The following is a 17,287-nucleotide window of genomic DNA, read 5'->3' as shown; positions in this document are numbered from 1 at the left end:
TTTTTTATAATACTTGGGTTGTGATGGGGGATAACCAGTAAAAGAAAGAGGCGGGGACCATGATTATGAAAAAGTGCATAAGCTTGATTTTAACGGCATGTCTTTTATTTGGATTAAGTATTCCAGTTCACGCGGCGGAAATTCCGACGGCAATTTTTACTTGGGAAGATCTTTACAATGTAAGAAGCAACATGAATGCAGACTATATTTTAATGAACGATCTAAACGAATCATCCGCCGGCTACACTACCTATGTAACTGCTTCAGGATGGCAGCCAATCGGTGAGTTTGTCGGAACACAATGGGATCCGGATCCGCAACAGAGTATGCCATTTACTGGAACATTTGATGGCAATAATCACACAATATCCGGGCTTATCAGCAACAGGCCAACAGATGATGGTGTCGGGCTTTTCGCTTACATACGCTCAAGTACAGTTAGTAATCTCAATTTTTCCAACGTCAATATCTCTGGTCATCGTCATGTTGGCGCATTGGCAGGCTTTGTCTATAGTTCAACAGTGAGAAATTGTCATGTCTCAGGCTATGTCAAATCAGAATATAATGTTGGAGGGTTGCTTGGAACTGTCAGACCAACCTGCAATGTAATTGACTGCAGCTCCTCGGCGGTTGTCGTCGGCCAAATGGTCATAAGAAGCTCACTGCGATGCGGTGGTCTGATAGGCGCAGCATACAGCAGCTATATTTCAGGCTGTCATGCGAGTGGGAGAGTAACAGGCAACTTCTTCGATACAGGGGGTTTAATTGGGTCAATCTATGATGGAACACGAATTGACGACTGTTACACTACCGGCGATGTCTTTGGGACAGGTGCAGTGGCAGGTCTGGTTGGCAGTACGAACCAGGCTTCGGTCATCTCAAATTGTTATACTACCGGCACAGTCACAGGATCTTCCCAAGAGGTAGGCGGACTAATTGGAAACATCAACTACGGAACGTCTGTATCTAACTGTTACTCGACAGGCAATGTATCAGGTGCCGGCGAATGGGTAGGAGGTCTCATTGGTATTGTCTGCAATAGTTCCACCGTCCGCAGCAGTTACGCTCTTGGAAATGTCACCAATACCTCTTCACTGACTGGCGGACTCGTCGGTCACTTAAGTACCAATGCAGCAATTTACAATAGTTATGCCAGAGGCAATGTTTCTGGCAGCGGCGGCGTTGGCGGCCTTGTTGGTTTAATGGATAACGGCACAGTGACAGGATGCTATTCCACGGGCACTTCCAGCGGCGGTTATGCTGTGGGGGGGTTAATTGGCGCCAGTAACTCCAGCACAGTGACGGACAGTTATTGGGATATGACGACAAGTGGCCTTACCAGATCTTCAGGAGGCAATGGTCTTACGACAACGCAAATGGTTCAAGCGTCAAGCTTTCCTGGCTGGAATTTTACTGATCTTTGGCAGATAAAAACCGGGGCCTCCTATCCATATTTCTTATGGCAAGGTAATATCAATATTCCTTATGCGCCAGGAATTACGCCAAACACTTCTCCGAACGCTGCAAATGACAGTTACAGCGTCAGTGAGGACAGTGGCAGTAATTCTTTGAACGTCCTTTCTAACGACGCCGACCCTGATGGCGACACCATCAGCATCACCGGCGTGACACAAGGGGCAAATGGTACTGTTGGCTTTAACGCCTCCAGCATCAGTTATACACCAAAAGCCAATTTCTATGGTGCTGACAGCTTCAGTTACACGATTAGCGATGGCAAAGGCGGCACGGACAGCACCACGGTTTCTATTACAGTGACCAATGTCAATGACGCGCCAATTGCTAACGCCGATTCAGCGACTGTTGCCCAAAACAGCACAAATAATTCAATCGATGTTCTCGCTAATGACAGCGACCTTGACGGAGATTCAATGACACTTCAATCTGTCACACAGGCAGCGCATGGAACGGTCAGCATCGCTGCCAATAAGGCCAGCTACACGCCAGTCTCTGGCTTCAGCGGCTTAGACAGCTTTGAATATACCATTTCGGACGGAAAAGGCGGAAGCGCCACAGCGACTGTATCGATTGCAGTCACAAGTGTCAATGGCGCTCCAAATGCTGTAAATGACAGTTACAGCGTCAGTGAAGACAGTGGCAGCAATTCTTTGAACGTCCTTTCCAACGACACCGACCCTGATGGCGACACCATCAGCATCATCGGCGTGACACAAGGGGCAAATGGTACTGTTGGCTTTAACGTCTCCAGCATCAGTTATACACCAAAAGCCAATTTCTATGGTGCTGACAGCTTCAGTTACACGATTAGCGATGGCAAAGGCGGCACGGACAGCGCCACGGTTTCTGTTACAGTGACCAATGTCAATGACGCGCCAATTGCTAACAGCGATTCAGCGACTGTAGCGCAAAACAGCAGTGGAAATATCATTGATGTCTTAGCTAATGACAGCGATCTGGATGGGGATTCTCTGATCCTTGAATCCGTTGTTAAACCGACACATGGAACGGTCAGCATCGCTGCCAACAAGGCCAGCTATACACCAGAAGCCGGCTTTAGCGGTGAGGACAGCTTTGAATATACCGTTTCAGACGGAAATGGCAGCACAGCTACTGCGAAGGTTGATCTGATTGTCATTGATCAGACAGCTCAACTTCAAATTACTATGAGTACATCCACAAGATCTGTCGGGAAAAACATTTTTGTCAAAGCTACTGCAACAGTAACTACCGGCATTCCAAATGCTTCCGTTAAAGGTGTCTGGTCTGACGCGACGTCAGATTCCGACACTGGGACAACTGACACAACAGGAAGTGTAACGCTGGTTTCCAATGAAATTAAGTACAAAAGAGGAACTCTGACATTTACTTTTAAAGTCAATTCTGTAACAGTTGGCGGAATTGATTACATTCTTGAAGGTGAACGCCAGGATACAATAACTTATATTAAATAGTCGTACAGGTGTTCAACAGAGGAATCCGGGTCAGATTACCGGATTTCTCTGTTGTCATCAAGCACGGACTAGATGAAACATGTTATAAATGCATATCAAGATGTGGAATTTTACGAATAACTATGGACATTTGCATGATTAATCTGTAATCTAATAAAGGCGTTAGAGTAATCCTGCTGATTAATATAATGAAATGTAATTGGCGTAGCTGAGGTCAAAGTTCTGGCTTCTTTTAGCGCCAATTTTTTTCATGAAGAGAGGTTTAAATGAAACAACTCATTGTTGTTATTCTATCCTATCTATTGATCCCAATTTTAATCCGAAAGAAAGTCAAACTGAGTTACACACTGCTCATCACGGCTGCCTTTCTCAGCGCGCTTTCGGGGATTGGCGGTGAAGCCATCTTAAAAATCCTGAGATCCCTGTTTACCTCGACCTCGTCGCTGAACACCATTTTAGTGGTCGCCATGGTCAGTATCCTCGGTGGGCTGATGAAGCACTACGGTCTTCTGGAGCGGGTCGTTGAGACACTTCAAAGGATTACCGGCAATAAGAAGGTCTCCATCATTCTGATCCCGGCACTGATCGGAGTACTTATTGTACCGGGCGGCGCCATGCTGTCCGCGCCGTTTGTCAACACCATTGGGGAAGAGCTGGGGATCATCCCGGCACGGCGTGCGGCCATCAACCTGGTGTTTCGCCATGTGGCCATGTTTGTGCTGCCATTTTCAACGTCTCTGCTGGTCATTGGTTCCATACTGCCGGAGCTTAACATCTACAAAATCATAGGGCTGAACCTTGTCATGATCGCAGCCATGCTGCTCCTGGGTCATCAGCTGTTTCTGAAAGAGGTTAAAGTTCAAACCGTTGAAAAATCAGGGCCCCGGCTAAAGGATCTCAAGGATCTGCTCGTTTACAGCTCGCCTATTTACATTTGCGTCCTGATTAATCTCATCTTTGGCATACCGTTTTATGCAGCCATGCTTGCAAGTCTTGCCATGGCGTATATCTTAAGTGATAAAAAGGACTTCGTGAAGATTGGGAAAAAATCCTTCAACGGTCACATTGTGCTGACCGTCATGGCGGTGCTGGTCATGAAGGATGTCATCATCCACATGGAGGACCTGATGGGGCTGGTCAACGCGCTGTTCAGTGCCAGCGGAAGTATCTTGACCGTCTTTGCCGTTATTTTCTTTACGTCCCTTCTGATTGGGTACATCACGGGATACAGCGTTGCCTCGCTGGCCGTCACGCTGCCTTTAATTTCTGAGCTGGGGGCATCCCTGGGGATGCTCCACATCTACACTTATTTTGCCTTTGGATGCGCGTTTATTGGCTATTTTTTCTCGCCGCTGCACCTTTGCCAGGCCTTTACGCTGCAGCTTATGGGGGTCACCACCAATGAGCTCTATGCGCAGTACAAGCTCTATGCGCCACTTCTGATTGGGGCACTGATCGTCTCGGTGGCGGTAATGCTGGGGATTGTGGCGCTTGTTTAGTGGGGGTTGAGTGACCATCGGCAAACCAAAAAAGCTTGAGGACGACATAGTCAGCCACGAAACCGCCTGAAAATAAAACATAAAGATGGGAATGATCCTGCTTGAAATTCAAAGACAAAGTCATACAGTTCATGACGGGCAGAAACGGCGGCGATCAGCTGTCTACATTTCTGATTGTCACATCACTGGCCCTGAGCCTGATAGGACAAGCGGCCAATTTGGAATTTCTGGTATTCGTCGGGTATCTGCCCCTCGGATATGCCCTCTTCAGGATCCTGTCCAGGAACGTGGAGAAGCGAAGGCTCGAAAACTACAAGTTCGCGATTCTTTTCAGCCCACTCTACGGGAGATCCTATAGGTTCGCCACGCGCCTCAAAATGCGGGCTGAAGAGGCGAAGATGCATAAATATGTCAAATGCCCACAGTGCAAAGCCATGATGCGTGTGCCACGAGGGAAGGGCAAGCTAATGGTGACGTGTCCAAAGTGTCAGAACAAGTTTCCGAGTAAGTCCTGAAAACTCAATTTCTGCAAATAAAAAATGGTGCTGTGACAGGTTGAAATACTCTGACCTGAACAGGACCATTTTTCATGTGTAAATTTAATAAAATAGAAAAGAAAGTTGATGGGAAATCGCCGACCAGGTTTGAGAGGTGCTATGGAAGCAGAAGACGGTGTCACGAGACTTTGGCCTGCAGAAACCGTCTTCCGCAATTTTTTACTCCGCCATAACAGAGATTTGAACCATGGACAGTTCCGTGCCGCCCATGCTGTTGGCGGTGACCATGACTGAGAATTCAAAGCCCAGGCGCTGGCCTGAAAAGATGGTCATGTCGCCCATTTTTGTAGTCTCGACCCCTGCCACAGCGCTGAAGACGCTGGTGTAATAGGCTGCGATCTCAGATGGTGCAGCGCTGGTTTTCAGTGTCAAGGTGTAGCCGGAGGGTTGACCTTCTGAATCCGGAAGGGCTTCAGAGATGATCAGTTTCGCATTTTTCGGAAGCGGCACAACCTCCACTGGGTATCCGGATGGAAGCGTTGTCCCTTCCTCGAGATTGACGTTTGGCGCGCTCCCCGGTTCTGAGTCTAAGAAAGCGTCGCCAGCCCAGACTTTAAACAGCGTATTCAAGCGTTCATATTTAACCTCAGAAGGCGCCTCTCCTTGACGGTTTAGTCTGCTGAGAACCGTGTGAAGCGGATTCAGCAGCGCTTCAGTCCGTGAGTCAGCCTTCTCAAGGCTTTCCGCCGCGCCAAACAGATCCTCAAGAATCACAAGGACTGCGTCAGCATCTGTATCCGCGGTAATTGGCGCCATAGCCCTCAATTCAGACAACCCTGAAGAGAACGACCGCGCAGCATCCGCATAAGCCTGAAATGCGCCTTCCAGCTCAGGCAGGGCAGCAGCGCAGGTGGAAGTCAGTCTTTGCTGCTCCGGACCTGCACCGGTTTCTCCAGAGGCCTCCAGGACGACCCCTTCCAATTTACGCGGTGTACCGCTGGTTTCCGGCTGATTACTGGTCTGCTCCTGACTGCTGACAGAAGCGCCTTCCGGCAGAGGATCCATTCGCTCGAGCTGACGCGTCACTTCCGGGTCTGAAACCAAAGCGTCCGCTGCTCGCAAAATGGTATTCGAATCGCCGCCGCTCAGGACCCCTTCGCCGGCCGCGCGCGTCACAATTTCCTGAATCCCGGCAGAGGCATCCGCCGCACCTGCCAAAGCGTCTCCCAGCCGCGCGGTCTCTTTCCAAGCCTCGGGCTGGTTTTCAGCCATGGCTTCATAAGCCTTTTGCGATTCCTGCGCGTCGCGGATCTCCTCCGCTGCCTCTAATGCTTCTTCGACAGTGACTTCAGTATACTCACATTCAAAGTATCCGCTGGGATAGCCATAGAAGCCGTTAGTCAGTTGGGCATAGCTGTCAAGGCCGTGGTTGTAGGTTCTATTAAACGTAATATCCGGCAAATTTGGCATCAGATTCAGGACTTCATAGGGGACCTCCTCCGGCTGATTGGTCACGCCGCTGACCAGCACAGAGTCCACTGCCGGTGAGCTCAAGGTTACCCAATAGGTTTTGTGTGGCGGGGGATTTGTTAGGATGACCCGATCCATAGGACGCATGCGGACAGGGTTGTTTGTGAAAACCAACTCGTAATCCGAGGCTTTTTCGGTGCTTGACCCTGAACCGCCGGCAGTGGCCGTGGCACCCATCAGTTCCTTTTTCACCAGAATGCCGGTGCCGTAGTACTCGTGATTCTCGCCGCTGTAATACTGCGTGCTTCGGGTTGAGACGCCGGTGGGCAGGTCCGTGAATGTAAAGCTGTCTTCGCCAATATAGTACATGGACCGGGCAATCAGATAAACCGCCTCTGTTTTTGGATCGTAGACCAGCACCTCATCAGAGGTCAAATAATGTTCCCCTGAGCCGTTTAATTTGTCGCGCTCCGTCTCGCTGCTGATCACCGAGTCGTCCTTAATTGTGGCTGTGCCCTTATAAAAGGTATAGCCGGCCAAGAGTTCCTTTAACAGGTCTTCCCGCACCTGCAGCTCCTGCTCCAGAGCTGCAGGAACGTCTCCTGCCGGTTGTTCGATTCCCGGAGCGGGCGCAAGGTTTTTTTGCTGGCAGCCGCTCAGCGTCAGGGCGGCCAGCAGTATGTAAGCAAAAATTGTGGTTCGCGCTTTGAGCCCACGCGTGATCCGTCCCTTTAAACAATGGGAATTTTGAGTTGTCATGGGTTGATTGAGCCTCCTTTGTGGGTATTCCGGACATCCTTAAATACTTATGCCGATAGTCATCTGCGCCAACTCTGATCAATATGCGCACGCTGCGCCAGTCAAACGATGGATCAGTTCTACTGTCGCGATATTTACAACCTTGATACCCAAATATACCTATGGATAAAATTTCATACAAAGATTATAATGAGTTCAATATCCTACACATTAGATTATCAAAATTGAGATGAAATTATTAGGGTAATAAATGTACTATTAGAAGTAATAAATGTACTATTAGGGGACGGTGAGACCAAGTGAAGGTCATGATCGTAGGCGCGGGAAAATTCGGGTATCGGTTAGCCGAGACTATGGACAAGGAATGCATTGAGGTCACTATCATTGATACGAATAAGGAGGCCATTGAGCACGTCCGGTCCCATCTGAAGGTGATGGCGATCACGGGGAATGGCCTCGACAGCCGGCTGTTCAGGGAGCTCGACGCCGGTCTTTTTGACATGTTTGTCGCTGCCACCAGCAGTGATGAAACCAATACCATTGCCTGTTACCTGGCGAAAAAGCATGGCGTCAAAAAAGTAGTCGCCAGAATCCGAAAGCCAGAGAATGTCCGGCAAAAGGAATATTTGATGAATGACATGGGGATTGATCAGGTCGTCAATCCTGACCTGGCCACTGCCCAGGAAATGACGCGCTTTCTTATGAAGGGTTATCGCTTTCAGTCCGGGGATTTTGAACGCAGCAAGCTCGTCATGATGGACATTTATGCGAACCGGATGCCTGGCCTTATTGGAAAACAAGTCAAGGAACTGCGCAGGGCGGAAAATATCCAAGGGCTGTTGATTCCGGCCATTAAACGCAATGGCCAGGTTTTAATTCCGGATGGCAGTACGGTGATTGAGTCGGAGGACCTCCTGTACATTATTGGCAAGAGCCCGCGCGTCACAGAGGTTCTTAAGCGTTACAGGATCAGCGTGGACACCCGCCAAATCAAGAAAGTTATGATCTTAGGCGGCGGGAAAATTGGGTTTTTTCTGGCCCGGCAGCTGCTTCGACTCGGCGTTCAAGTCAAGATCATTGAGCAGGACAGGGATCGCTGCATGTACCTAAGCACTACGCTGTCGGATTCAATCGTTATCCACGGGGATGGCACGGATATCCAGCTCCTGGACGACGAAGATCTGCCACAAATGGATGCCTTTATTGGCGTCACCGGCTATGATGAGCATAATCTGCTGATGGCCCTGATGGCCAAGCAGGAGGGTGTTCCCATCGTTATTTCCAAGGTTACTAAATTTGGTTACCTCAATCTCCTTGGCAAACTCAACATTGATTTTGCCCTAAATCCTACGGATACCTCTATTGCGGAGATTCTCAAATATGCCAGGGGCGGCCAGATCGTCGCCGCCACAATGCTCCTCGAGGGCCAGGCCGAAGTCGTCGAAATCATCATTCACGAGGACTTAGCCTGCGTCGGCGAAAAAATAAAGGATCTCAACCTGCCAAAGGGCCTCGTGATTGGCGCCATGATCCACAACCATCAGGCTGTCGTCCCGAATGGGAGCACCGTTCTGAATGTGGGAGACCGCCTCGTCATCTTTTGTCTGAACTCCAACCTCGACGCCCTTCAAACCTTCATCCGCCCCAACAACGGCGGGCTGCTTCGACACATCGCCATTAAAATGGCCGAACAGAGCGAAATACCAGAGGCGAGTCTGCCTATGGTCAGCATCAGCCAAATCAAAGCCGCCGCTAATATCGGGGACATTTCGGACGAGTAGGTTGAAGCTGGCGAAATCGGGTAAAAGAATAATGCTATCAAAAACCATCGGCAAAAACCCGGTTCTGAAAGACGCGGGTCAGCCTAAGAAAGGGGATCATCATCATGTTATGGAAATGCACAGCCTGTGGGTACCTTCATGAAGGCGATGAGCCTTATGAAGTGTGCCCAAAATGCGGCGCGCCAAAGGAACAGGCCGTCAAGCTTTCTGATGAGGACGCCAAGAAGATCTTCGATTCCGACCGCACGAACGACATCCACATGGCCATCATTGGTCTTGCCATGAAGATCAAGGATCTTGCAAAGGAAGGCATTGCCCTCAACCTCGACCCAACTTGCGTCTCAGATTTCAAAAAGGCTCACGACGACGCCTGGGTCATCAAGGAACGCAGCAAAGCTGAACTGGCAAAACACGCCAGCAAGGGCAAGTGGTAGGTACATAACTACACTGGAAGAGACTTATGCTGGACCCCAAAATAGGAACGACCGCGCGAATAAGACTCGCGCGGTCGTTTTTGGCTCTAATTCAGCAAATCTGAATCCATGATGATGTAGTTCGCCCTGTGGATATACAGGCTCTTGCCGTCTATGTTGAGACGGGTCATCTTTGGCAGATCGTCAGGGACGGTCACGAAGACCTCTTTGCCTTGATAGACACCAATGGGAATGCCCATTTGGCTGGAAATGATGATGGTCTTGTCCTTGCCAATCTGGTTTTTGATGTCGTTGACGAAGCGGTCAAAGGGTACAAACCCGCCGCCCTGGCCGCCGCCGACTTCGGCAGGTACAGCGTAGTCCTTGACCATGTCAAGGCCCTCTTCCGCGAAGATGACGGTGTTGCCGACCTGAAACATCTGGTCGCCATTGACGGTGATTTCGATGACCTCGGATTCAAATCCCGTATTCTCCACGCTGAAATTGGCGGAGTTTTCGAGCAGGCCTACGGTTATTTTGCTGCCTGTGATTTCGAGTGTTTTGTCAGCGTAATCGTCGTAGACCGAAATGACGAAGCGTTGGCCAATCAGATCGCCTTTGATTTTCGCCATGGCGTCCCTGATGCCGGCGCAGCCAGCGGCGGAAGCAATGACGGCCGCGACCAATATTAACAGTGCAAATTTTCTTTTCATGATGAAGGACCCCCTGTATTAAAAGTACTTGAGTGCTGATGTGCTGATGTGTTGATGTGGATTAGAAGTTAATACTACCATAGATTTGTAACAATTTGAAAATATTATAAGAAGATCCTCCAAATTTCTGGTATACTAATAAAGGCCTGACAAAGGCCTTTTATTTTTATGCTGGAGTTGAGTGGATTGATTCAAGAGCTCATTAATGTTATATCTATTGAGATGACGGTTCTGTTGACGGCGGCAATGCCTGTCATTGAATTGAGGGGTGCCATACCGGTGGGGATTTCACTTGGGTTGTCACCGCTTCACGCGACATTGCTCAGTTTTATTGGGAGCATTATTCCTGTACCGTTTATCCTTTTCACAATTCGTCCTGTTTTCAATGCTTTGAAGAAGACGAAGACTTTTGAAAAAGTAATTCATAAACTGACTCATAGATCGCTGAACAACAGCGGACAGATTCAGAAGTACGGGGCATGGGGACTTTTGGTTTTTGTGGCGATTCCACTGCCCGGGACTGGGGTCTGGAGCGGCAGCCTCGCGGCGGCGCTTCTGGATATGCGCTTTAAATGGGCGTTTCCTGCCATTCTGGTTGGTAATCTCATAGCTGCAGTGCTGATCTTTGCGCTAAGCCACGGGGTTGTATCAGTAATAGGCGCATAAGCATCGATATTTCCGGCAGAAGGTGTCGCCTATTGGGCACCTTCTGCCTTGTTTTTGGACGGCCTTGATTTTTTCTTCTGTTTTTAGTAAAGTGGGTACAACAATTTGTGTGAGGTGGTTGAAAGTCATGTTGACAAAATATAACTTAAAGCATGAGGATGCAGTACTGATGGTCATTGATATTCAGGAGAAGCTCGTCCCGACCATGAAATACGGCCATGATGTGGTAAAAAGCACCAATATCCTTATCGAGACCGCAGAAGCTTTTGATATGCCTATAATTGTCACTGAACAGTATCCAAAAGGGCTTGGCAAAACTGTTGAGAAGGTTCATCTTGACGAAGACAAAACCAAGGTCTTCGAAAAAATGTCTTTTTGCGGCCTGACCCCTGAGGTGGAGGAATACTTGAGATCCACTTACCGCAAAAGCGTCATCATTACCGGTATGGAGACGCATATCTGCGTTTATCAGACTGTTCGGGATCTGCTCTCCAAGGGCTATTATGTCTTTGTTGCCAAGGACGGGGTCTGCTCACGTACGAAGGAAAATTATCGCAACGGGCTCGCGCTCATGTCAGAGATGGGGGCGGTCGTCAGCAATACTGAAACGCTGATGTTCGATTTGCTGAAGCTGTCAGGGACGCCAGAGTTCAAGAAATTGTCGAAGCTGATAAAATAGATTTTATTAAAAGATTAAGGTATAGAATAGCGCGGCGGAAGTTGCAGTATGGACTTCCGCGGTGCTGTTTTTTTGTTTGAGGACAAAATGTGGCGCGGCGTCAGGGGCAGGAAGAGGGTTACTGGGACTCATTTCTATGCATGGCCGGTTGTTGCGACAACTTGCAAATTCTCGTTAGGGTAAACGAAGTTTTAAACGTCTATCGGGGTCAACACCTTGCTTCCTGGCATCCGCAGTGACGTGAAATGAGGGGGGACAAGGGATCAAGGGCAAAAAAAGAAAGAACGTACCAGGCTCCCACTTCCAGATGATGCCTGGCACGTTCTTCTAGCCTTCAATCAAACGAATTTCGCTGGTAAGCACAGCGGCTTTGCCCAGCATGTCGGCGACGCCGCAGTAACGGTTTTGTGACAGGTCCACGGCCTTCTCAATCTTTTTGAAGGAAGCCTGCAGATCTTTGCCGGTAAACTCGTAAATCATATGGATTTTCGAATAGGTCTTAGGATGCTCTTCGGTCATTTCCGTTTCAACTTTCATTTCAAAGCTGGTAAATTCGACTTTCATTTTGTTCAGGATTGACACGACATCCATACCGGAACAGCCGGTGAGTGCGGAGATCAGGAGCTGTTTTGGCCGCGGGCCGCGATCTTTGCCGCCAAAGTCATCATCTGAGTCCATGATCAGTTTATGATGGCCATCCAAAGTCATTTCAAAGGCCATGCCGTCCAGATGCTTGGTGGTATATTCCAGTTTCATAAAACTCCTCCCAAAGTTGTGTATGAAAATTAATTCAGATTACATCCAGCGGCACTTTTTTGTCCGGCGGCGGAAAAGCCTCGTCCAGACGGGCCCAGTCTTCATTGCTGAGTGTAACATAGAGGCCTTTAATCAGGTCGTCCACATGGGCCGGGTTTGAGGTGCGCGGAATGGCCGCCGTTTGCGGATCCCGAAGGGCAAAGAGGAGCATCAGCTGATGAAAGTTGATGCGGTTTCTGGCGCAAACTGACAGAATGACCGGATTTGAGACCAGCTCTTTTTTCAGAGTACCACCCTGTGCCAGAGGGGAATAGGCCATCAGCGCCACGCCGTGGGCTTTCATCCAAGGCAGCAGACTGTGCTCAATCCCGCGGGAGCCCAAATGGTACATGACCTGATTCACCGCGCATTTATCGCCGCCCTTGACGGAAAACAGCGCTTCCATATCCGCCAGGTCGAAGTTTGAGACACCCCATCGTTTGATCTTCCCCCTGGCTATCAGTGCCTCCATGCCCTCCACGGTTTCCTGCAGCGGTACGCCGCCCCGCCAGTGAAGGAGATAGAGGTCCAGATATTTGGTCCCGAGCCGCTCCAGCGTTTCAGTGCAGCTTTTGGCAATTTTTCCTTCACTCGCGTTGTGGGGGTAGACTTTCGACACTAAGTAAAGCTGTGCGCGATCCGCGTCCTGAATCGCCTTGCCCACGATGGTTTCCGCACCGCCGTCACCATACATCTCGGCGGTGTCAATCATGCGGATGCCTTGTTCCAGGCCGCGCTTGACCGCCTGCAGTTCTCTGGACTGATAACGGAACTGTTCGCCCAAAAACCAGGTTCCAAGGCCGAGCCTCGGCATGGAACTGCCATCTTTTAAACTCAAATTCTCCAGCTGCAGCATCTTGCTCCCCCCTTCACCTATATAAACTATTTATACCCTTATTTGAAGATCACTGGACGCCCACTTCCCGCGATTATCGAATAGAAATTCGAAGACATGGGTATAGATGCCATATCGATGTGGTGATCCTTTGTGAAGTCAGCACTTTTAAAGGTTTTTTGCCGATGGTCACCCGTCTCCACACCACAAAGCATAAGCATACCAGGAGGGAAACTATGAGGCGCAAGGACCGCGAAATGGACCGGAATTTTGGACTTCATGTGATAGATAAGGCGCGATTTGGGGTTCTCACGACCATCGGCGAAGACGGGATGCCTTATTCGGTGCCAGTCTCTCCGGCAAGGGTGGGTGACAGCATTTATCTGCACAGCGCGCCTGAGGGCAGAAAGATTGACAACCTGAAATTCAATGGCGCAGTCACCATGGTCTTTGTGGGGGACACCCACATTCCGGAGCCTATTCAGCCGGAGGAATTTGAAGCACTGAAGGCCGCAAACCAGGTTTCAGCTGTGGTAGCGAACAAGTTCACTACGGAATTTGAATCCGCTATTCTCACAGGAACTGCGGTCTTTGTGACGTTCGACGAAGAAAAACTGAAGGGACTCAGGGCGATTTCGGAGAAGCTCACGCCCCTCAATATGCCCTATTTTGAGGCTGCAGCTGAAAGCGGGATGGCGAGGACCGTCGTGATCCGGATCGATATTGAAACACTCACCGCAAAACGAAAAAAATACGATGCTGACGGTGTCGAAATGAAGTGGGGCAGAATGGAGTAAGGTCTGTGACCGGATTTTACGTGCCCATTTGAGGAGGGAACCTATGTCATTAATTGTTTGCGTTTTCGTTGGAGAGGGGATTGTGCTGGCCAGCGACAGCCGTTCCACCTATAATCGCATGGAGGAAACCAAAGAGAAGAAGGTCCAGACGCTGGGGATTCACACGACAGATACGACGTACAAGACCTTCCTGTGTCCCAATCAGATTGGCCTGTCCGTCTGTGGGGAAGTCTCCATAGACAACAAACCGCTGACAGGGTATATCGAGGCGTTTATTCGCGAAAGCATGGGGCCTGAGACAGATATAGATGAGGTACCTGAAGCCTTGATTACCTATTTCAACCGCTTTGACAATGTGCCGAATTCCAATTTTTTCATAGCGGGGTATAAGAAGGTTGGCTCAGCCTATGAAAAAAGGCTGTGGAATGTCAATATCAAGTCGAAGCGCGCCAAGCGGGAGGGCACAGAGAATCAGGGCGCGTCCTGGTCCGGTGAAGTGGATGTTCTGGCCAGACTCCTGAGCCCAGCTCAGATTAAAAAACCCGATGGCAGCACCGTCGACTTCAAAGCCCACGACATTTCCTGGAACTATTTCACCCTCCAGGATGCCGTGGATTTTGCCGAGTTTGCCATCCGCACCACGGTGGACACCATGAAGTTTCAGAACCGTCTGAAAACCGTGGGTGGACCTATTGATCTATTGATTCTTAAACCAGGGGAGGCTTACTGGCTGCAGCGAAAGGTGCTGAGTGTGTGAGGTGTGAAACTGAGGGTTGATAGGCGGAAGCCGCAGACACCCGGTTTCCGCGTGGCCGACAAGTGGATGAAACTCGGTGTCAGACACCCGGTTTCACTTCCAACTTGGTATGACATGGTTTTGGAGTTTGACAATGTAAGTTTGTAGGGGGATCGTAATGGAAAACGGCATAATGCTACAGGCCTTCGAATGGTATCTTCCAAATGTCGGACAGTATTATAATCTATTGAAAGATTTGGCTGGATCATTAAAGGAAGCAGGCTTTTCAGCCGTCTGGATTCCGCCCTGCTGTAAGGGCACAAGCTCAAATGACGTTGGTTACGGCATTTATGACCTTTATGACTTGGGTGAATTTGATCAGAAGGCCACCGTGAGAACCAAATACGGAACCAAAGATGAACTTGTTCAAATGATTGAGGCAATGCATGCAAACGGTCTCCAGGTTTATGCGGACGTGGTCATGAACCATAAAGCCGGGGCGGACCACACGGAAACCTTTATGGCGGTGAAAGTCAAACCGGAAGATCGAAAGTCAGAGCTTGAGGCCCCGAGGGACATTGAGGGCTGGACCGGTTTTGATTTTCCGGGAAGAAATGGCCAATATTCTGCGTTTAAATGGAATTTTAATCATTTCAACGGGGTGGATTATAATCAGCGGGATAGCGAAAAAGGTATTTTCCGAATCCTTGGGGAGAATAAAGGATGGAATCTGGGTGTCTCCTATGAGTACGGCAATTATGACTATTTGATGCATGCAGATCTCGATCATGCGCATCCGGAGGTGGTTGAAGAACTCATCACTTGGGCAGAATGGCTTATTAATACAACAGGTGTAGACGGTTTTCGCCTGGATGCACTGAAGCATATTGATACGGCTTTCATAAATGTTTTTAGACAACGTCTCACTGAGAAATTTGGAAGAGACTTTTACATGGTGGGTGAATACTGGGTTACGGATTTCCAAGTTAAGAAGACTTACCTTGAAAAAACGGGACATAAGATTGATCTATTTGATGTAGGTCTGCACTTTAATTTCTATGAAGCCTCCATCAAAGGAGAGGCCTATGACTTGAGGACGATTTTTAATAATTCAATCGTAGAACAATTTCCTGAACGTGCTGTCACCTTTGTGGACAATCACGATTCTCAACTGGGACAAGCCCTGCAGTCCTGGGTGGAGCCCTGGTTCAAGCTGCATGCCTACGCACTGATCCTGCTCAGAGAAAAGGGCTATCCCTGCGTCTTTTTCGGTGACTATTTTGGATCCGGGGGTCAGACGCCTTTTGAAGGATTGAAGGATCAGATTGATCTTCTGATGAAATCAAGACGCGAAGCCGCCTACGGAGACCAAGCCGACTATTTTGAAGATCCGAATAGGATTGGCTGGGTGAGACTCGGTACCCCTGAACACCCTGAAAAGCTGGCGGTAATTTTAAGTACCAAAGAGAATGGCGTTATCCCGATGTTTGTCGGGGAAGACCAGGCGGGTCAAAGTTATGGGGATTGTCTCGGTAATGTCGAAGATGCTGTGGTCATCCGTGAGGACGGTTTCGGGGAATTTAAGGTGAAGGCTGGCAGGGTGAGTGTGTGGAGGAGGAAGTGAGTAGTGTAAAAAATTAAAGTGCAGTAAGGAGGTTTACATTTTTTTCAATGGCGTAACCGAAATGGGTTTTGAATGATTGTACACGAAGTGACGATATATTCCTGTATGATTTTCTGTCAGTCGGTTAAGAATTAGATTGAGTTATCATCGGTTTAATTTATTAAAGTCGAAAATTTGATTGACATATTTAGTTATTAGATGTAACCTGTATACAGGTAGTATATTCAGAAAATTCAAATTCTTATGTGGGTTGTATATGGTTTAAATTGACAAAAGTGCTTTTTTCGGATAATATTTCAAAGTCAAATCCGAGGAGGTAATACTTTGACCAGACAAACAAAATTAGTCATTCCGAAAAAAAAAGCACAGAACCTGACTGATATAGCTTATGATTCCATAAAGCATATGATTATTTATAATGAAATCAGAGCTGGTGAATTTTTAAGTGAAAACGTGCTTGCTCAAGCGCTTAACATGAGTAGGACGCCAGTGCGGGAAGCTTTAAAAATACTGGCCAGTGAGAGTTTAGTTGAAATTCACAACGGAATTGGAATATTTGTACGAAATATTACAACAAGGGAAGTCCATGAGTTGTTCGAAGTCCGTTCTGCGCTGGAGTGTGCCGCAGTTAAATCCTTCATAAAAAATGTAACAGAAGAAGATCTGGCCGAAATGGAAAAAAGTTGGATTGAAAGCAAACAGAAGTTGGAAGATGGAATCGAGGTTTCATACGAGGATTTGGCAGGTTCAGATCATAAGCTTCATGCTATGATTTTGGATAAGTCAGATAACTTAATTATGCAGGACATAATGCATAGTATCCGTCAAAGGATTCAAAGAATCCAAGCTTTATCTATCAGCAAATTTCCTTATCAAGCAGTTACAATTCAGCAGCATTTGGACATTATTCAGTCAATCAGAGAGAAAGATGAAGAGAAAGTTAAGCGTTTATTGGCTGAGCATATACTATTTGCGGAGAACAATGTATTGAAAGATCCGGATTTTCATCTATAAAGTTAGTTGAACAGATTATTATCACATTGATTCGATGGTTGGCATAGTGAATTTCTAACAAATGAAAGCACTTTTATAT

Annotated in this window: 15 protein-coding genes; 11 read left to right on the top strand and 4 right to left on the bottom strand. The window is 48.2% G+C overall.

The features are described from left to right. The first annotated feature begins 59 nt into the window (after positions 1-59). From OEL90_RS07065 to OEL90_RS07055, 3 genes are all read left to right on the top strand, one after another. A complete protein-coding gene (locus OEL90_RS07065; RefSeq protein WP_291404344.1) occupies positions 60-2,930 on the top strand; it encodes an Ig-like domain-containing protein in 2,871 nt (956 codons plus the stop codon). A gap of 266 nt (positions 2,931-3,196) precedes the next feature. Continuing rightward, positions 3,197-4,429, top strand: a complete 1,233-nt coding sequence (locus OEL90_RS07060; RefSeq protein ID WP_291404342.1) for a DUF401 family protein — start codon at positions 3,197-3,199, stop codon at positions 4,427-4,429. A gap of 101 nt (positions 4,430-4,530) precedes the next feature. Beyond that, positions 4,531-4,944 (top strand): hypothetical protein, encoded by a 414-nt coding sequence (locus OEL90_RS07055; protein WP_291404341.1) that lies wholly within the window; start codon positions 4,531-4,533, stop codon positions 4,942-4,944. Between the two features lie 201 nt (positions 4,945-5,145). On the opposite strand, the gene OEL90_RS07050 is transcribed toward OEL90_RS07055, so the two are convergent. Further along, entirely contained in the window at positions 5,146-7,155 is a 2,010-nt protein-coding gene (locus OEL90_RS07050; protein ID WP_291404339.1) for a hypothetical protein, read from the bottom strand. Positions 7,156-7,463: 308 nt separating this feature from the next. On the opposite strand from OEL90_RS07050, the gene trkA reads away from it, so the two are divergent. Continuing rightward, positions 7,464-8,936: a Trk system potassium transporter TrkA gene (trkA, locus tag OEL90_RS07045; protein ID WP_291404381.1), complete on the top strand. Its 1,473-nt coding sequence runs from the start codon at positions 7,464-7,466 to the stop codon at positions 8,934-8,936. 104 nt (positions 8,937-9,040) lie between these two features. After that, the gene (locus tag OEL90_RS07040; RefSeq protein ID WP_291404337.1) at positions 9,041-9,370 is read left to right on the top strand and encodes a rubredoxin-like domain-containing protein; all 330 of its coding nucleotides are present in this window, start codon (positions 9,041-9,043) and stop codon (positions 9,368-9,370) included. 86 nt (positions 9,371-9,456) lie between these two features. Here OEL90_RS07040 and OEL90_RS07035 read toward each other — a convergent pair whose 3' ends face one another. Then, the gene (locus tag OEL90_RS07035) at positions 9,457-10,062 is read right to left on the bottom strand and encodes a DUF5052 family protein (RefSeq protein WP_300687655.1); all 606 of its coding nucleotides are present in this window, start codon (positions 10,060-10,062) and stop codon (positions 9,457-9,459) included. 186 nt (positions 10,063-10,248) lie between these two features. On the opposite strand from OEL90_RS07035, the gene OEL90_RS07030 reads away from it, so the two are divergent. Together OEL90_RS07030 and OEL90_RS07025 are read left to right on the top strand one after the other, a co-directional pair. Then, positions 10,249-10,728 (top strand): COG2426 family protein, encoded by a 480-nt coding sequence (locus tag OEL90_RS07030; protein WP_291404333.1) that lies wholly within the window; start codon positions 10,249-10,251, stop codon positions 10,726-10,728. Between the two features lie 127 nt (positions 10,729-10,855). Beyond that, positions 10,856-11,407 (top strand): isochorismatase family protein, encoded by a 552-nt coding sequence (locus OEL90_RS07025; RefSeq protein WP_291404331.1) that lies wholly within the window; start codon positions 10,856-10,858, stop codon positions 11,405-11,407. 327 nt (positions 11,408-11,734) lie between these two features. On the opposite strand, the gene OEL90_RS07020 is transcribed toward OEL90_RS07025, so the two are convergent. Continuing rightward, the gene (locus OEL90_RS07020; protein WP_291404329.1) at positions 11,735-12,163 is read right to left on the bottom strand and encodes an OsmC family protein; all 429 of its coding nucleotides are present in this window, start codon (positions 12,161-12,163) and stop codon (positions 11,735-11,737) included. 34 nt (positions 12,164-12,197) lie between these two features. Continuing rightward, the gene (locus OEL90_RS07015) at positions 12,198-13,058 is read right to left on the bottom strand and encodes an aldo/keto reductase (protein WP_291404327.1); all 861 of its coding nucleotides are present in this window, start codon (positions 13,056-13,058) and stop codon (positions 12,198-12,200) included. A 215-nt stretch (positions 13,059-13,273) separates the two neighbouring features. On the opposite strand from OEL90_RS07015, the gene OEL90_RS07010 reads away from it, so the two are divergent. From OEL90_RS07010 to OEL90_RS06995, 4 genes are all read left to right on the top strand, one after another. Beyond that, on the top strand, positions 13,274-13,834 hold the full coding sequence (locus tag OEL90_RS07010) for a pyridoxamine 5'-phosphate oxidase family protein (protein ID WP_300687653.1): 561 nt from the start codon (positions 13,274-13,276) through the stop codon (positions 13,832-13,834). A 43-nt stretch (positions 13,835-13,877) separates the two neighbouring features. After that, positions 13,878-14,591, top strand: a complete 714-nt coding sequence (locus OEL90_RS07005; protein ID WP_291404323.1) for a hypothetical protein — start codon at positions 13,878-13,880, stop codon at positions 14,589-14,591. Positions 14,592-14,748: 157 nt separating this feature from the next. Continuing rightward, positions 14,749-16,194: an alpha-amylase gene (locus OEL90_RS07000; protein ID WP_300687652.1), complete on the top strand. Its 1,446-nt coding sequence runs from the start codon at positions 14,749-14,751 to the stop codon at positions 16,192-16,194. 324 nt (positions 16,195-16,518) lie between these two features. Next, a complete protein-coding gene (locus OEL90_RS06995; protein ID WP_291404319.1) occupies positions 16,519-17,208 on the top strand; it encodes a GntR family transcriptional regulator in 690 nt (229 codons plus the stop codon). The last annotated feature ends 79 nt before the right edge of the window (positions 17,209-17,287 follow it).

Source organism: Acidaminobacter sp. (assembly GCF_030247605.1).
GTDB lineage: Bacteria > Bacillota > Clostridia > Peptostreptococcales > Acidaminobacteraceae > Acidaminobacter.
The sequence above is the reverse complement of the archived record's forward strand: the minus strand, read 5'-3'. Positions and strand labels throughout refer to the sequence as shown.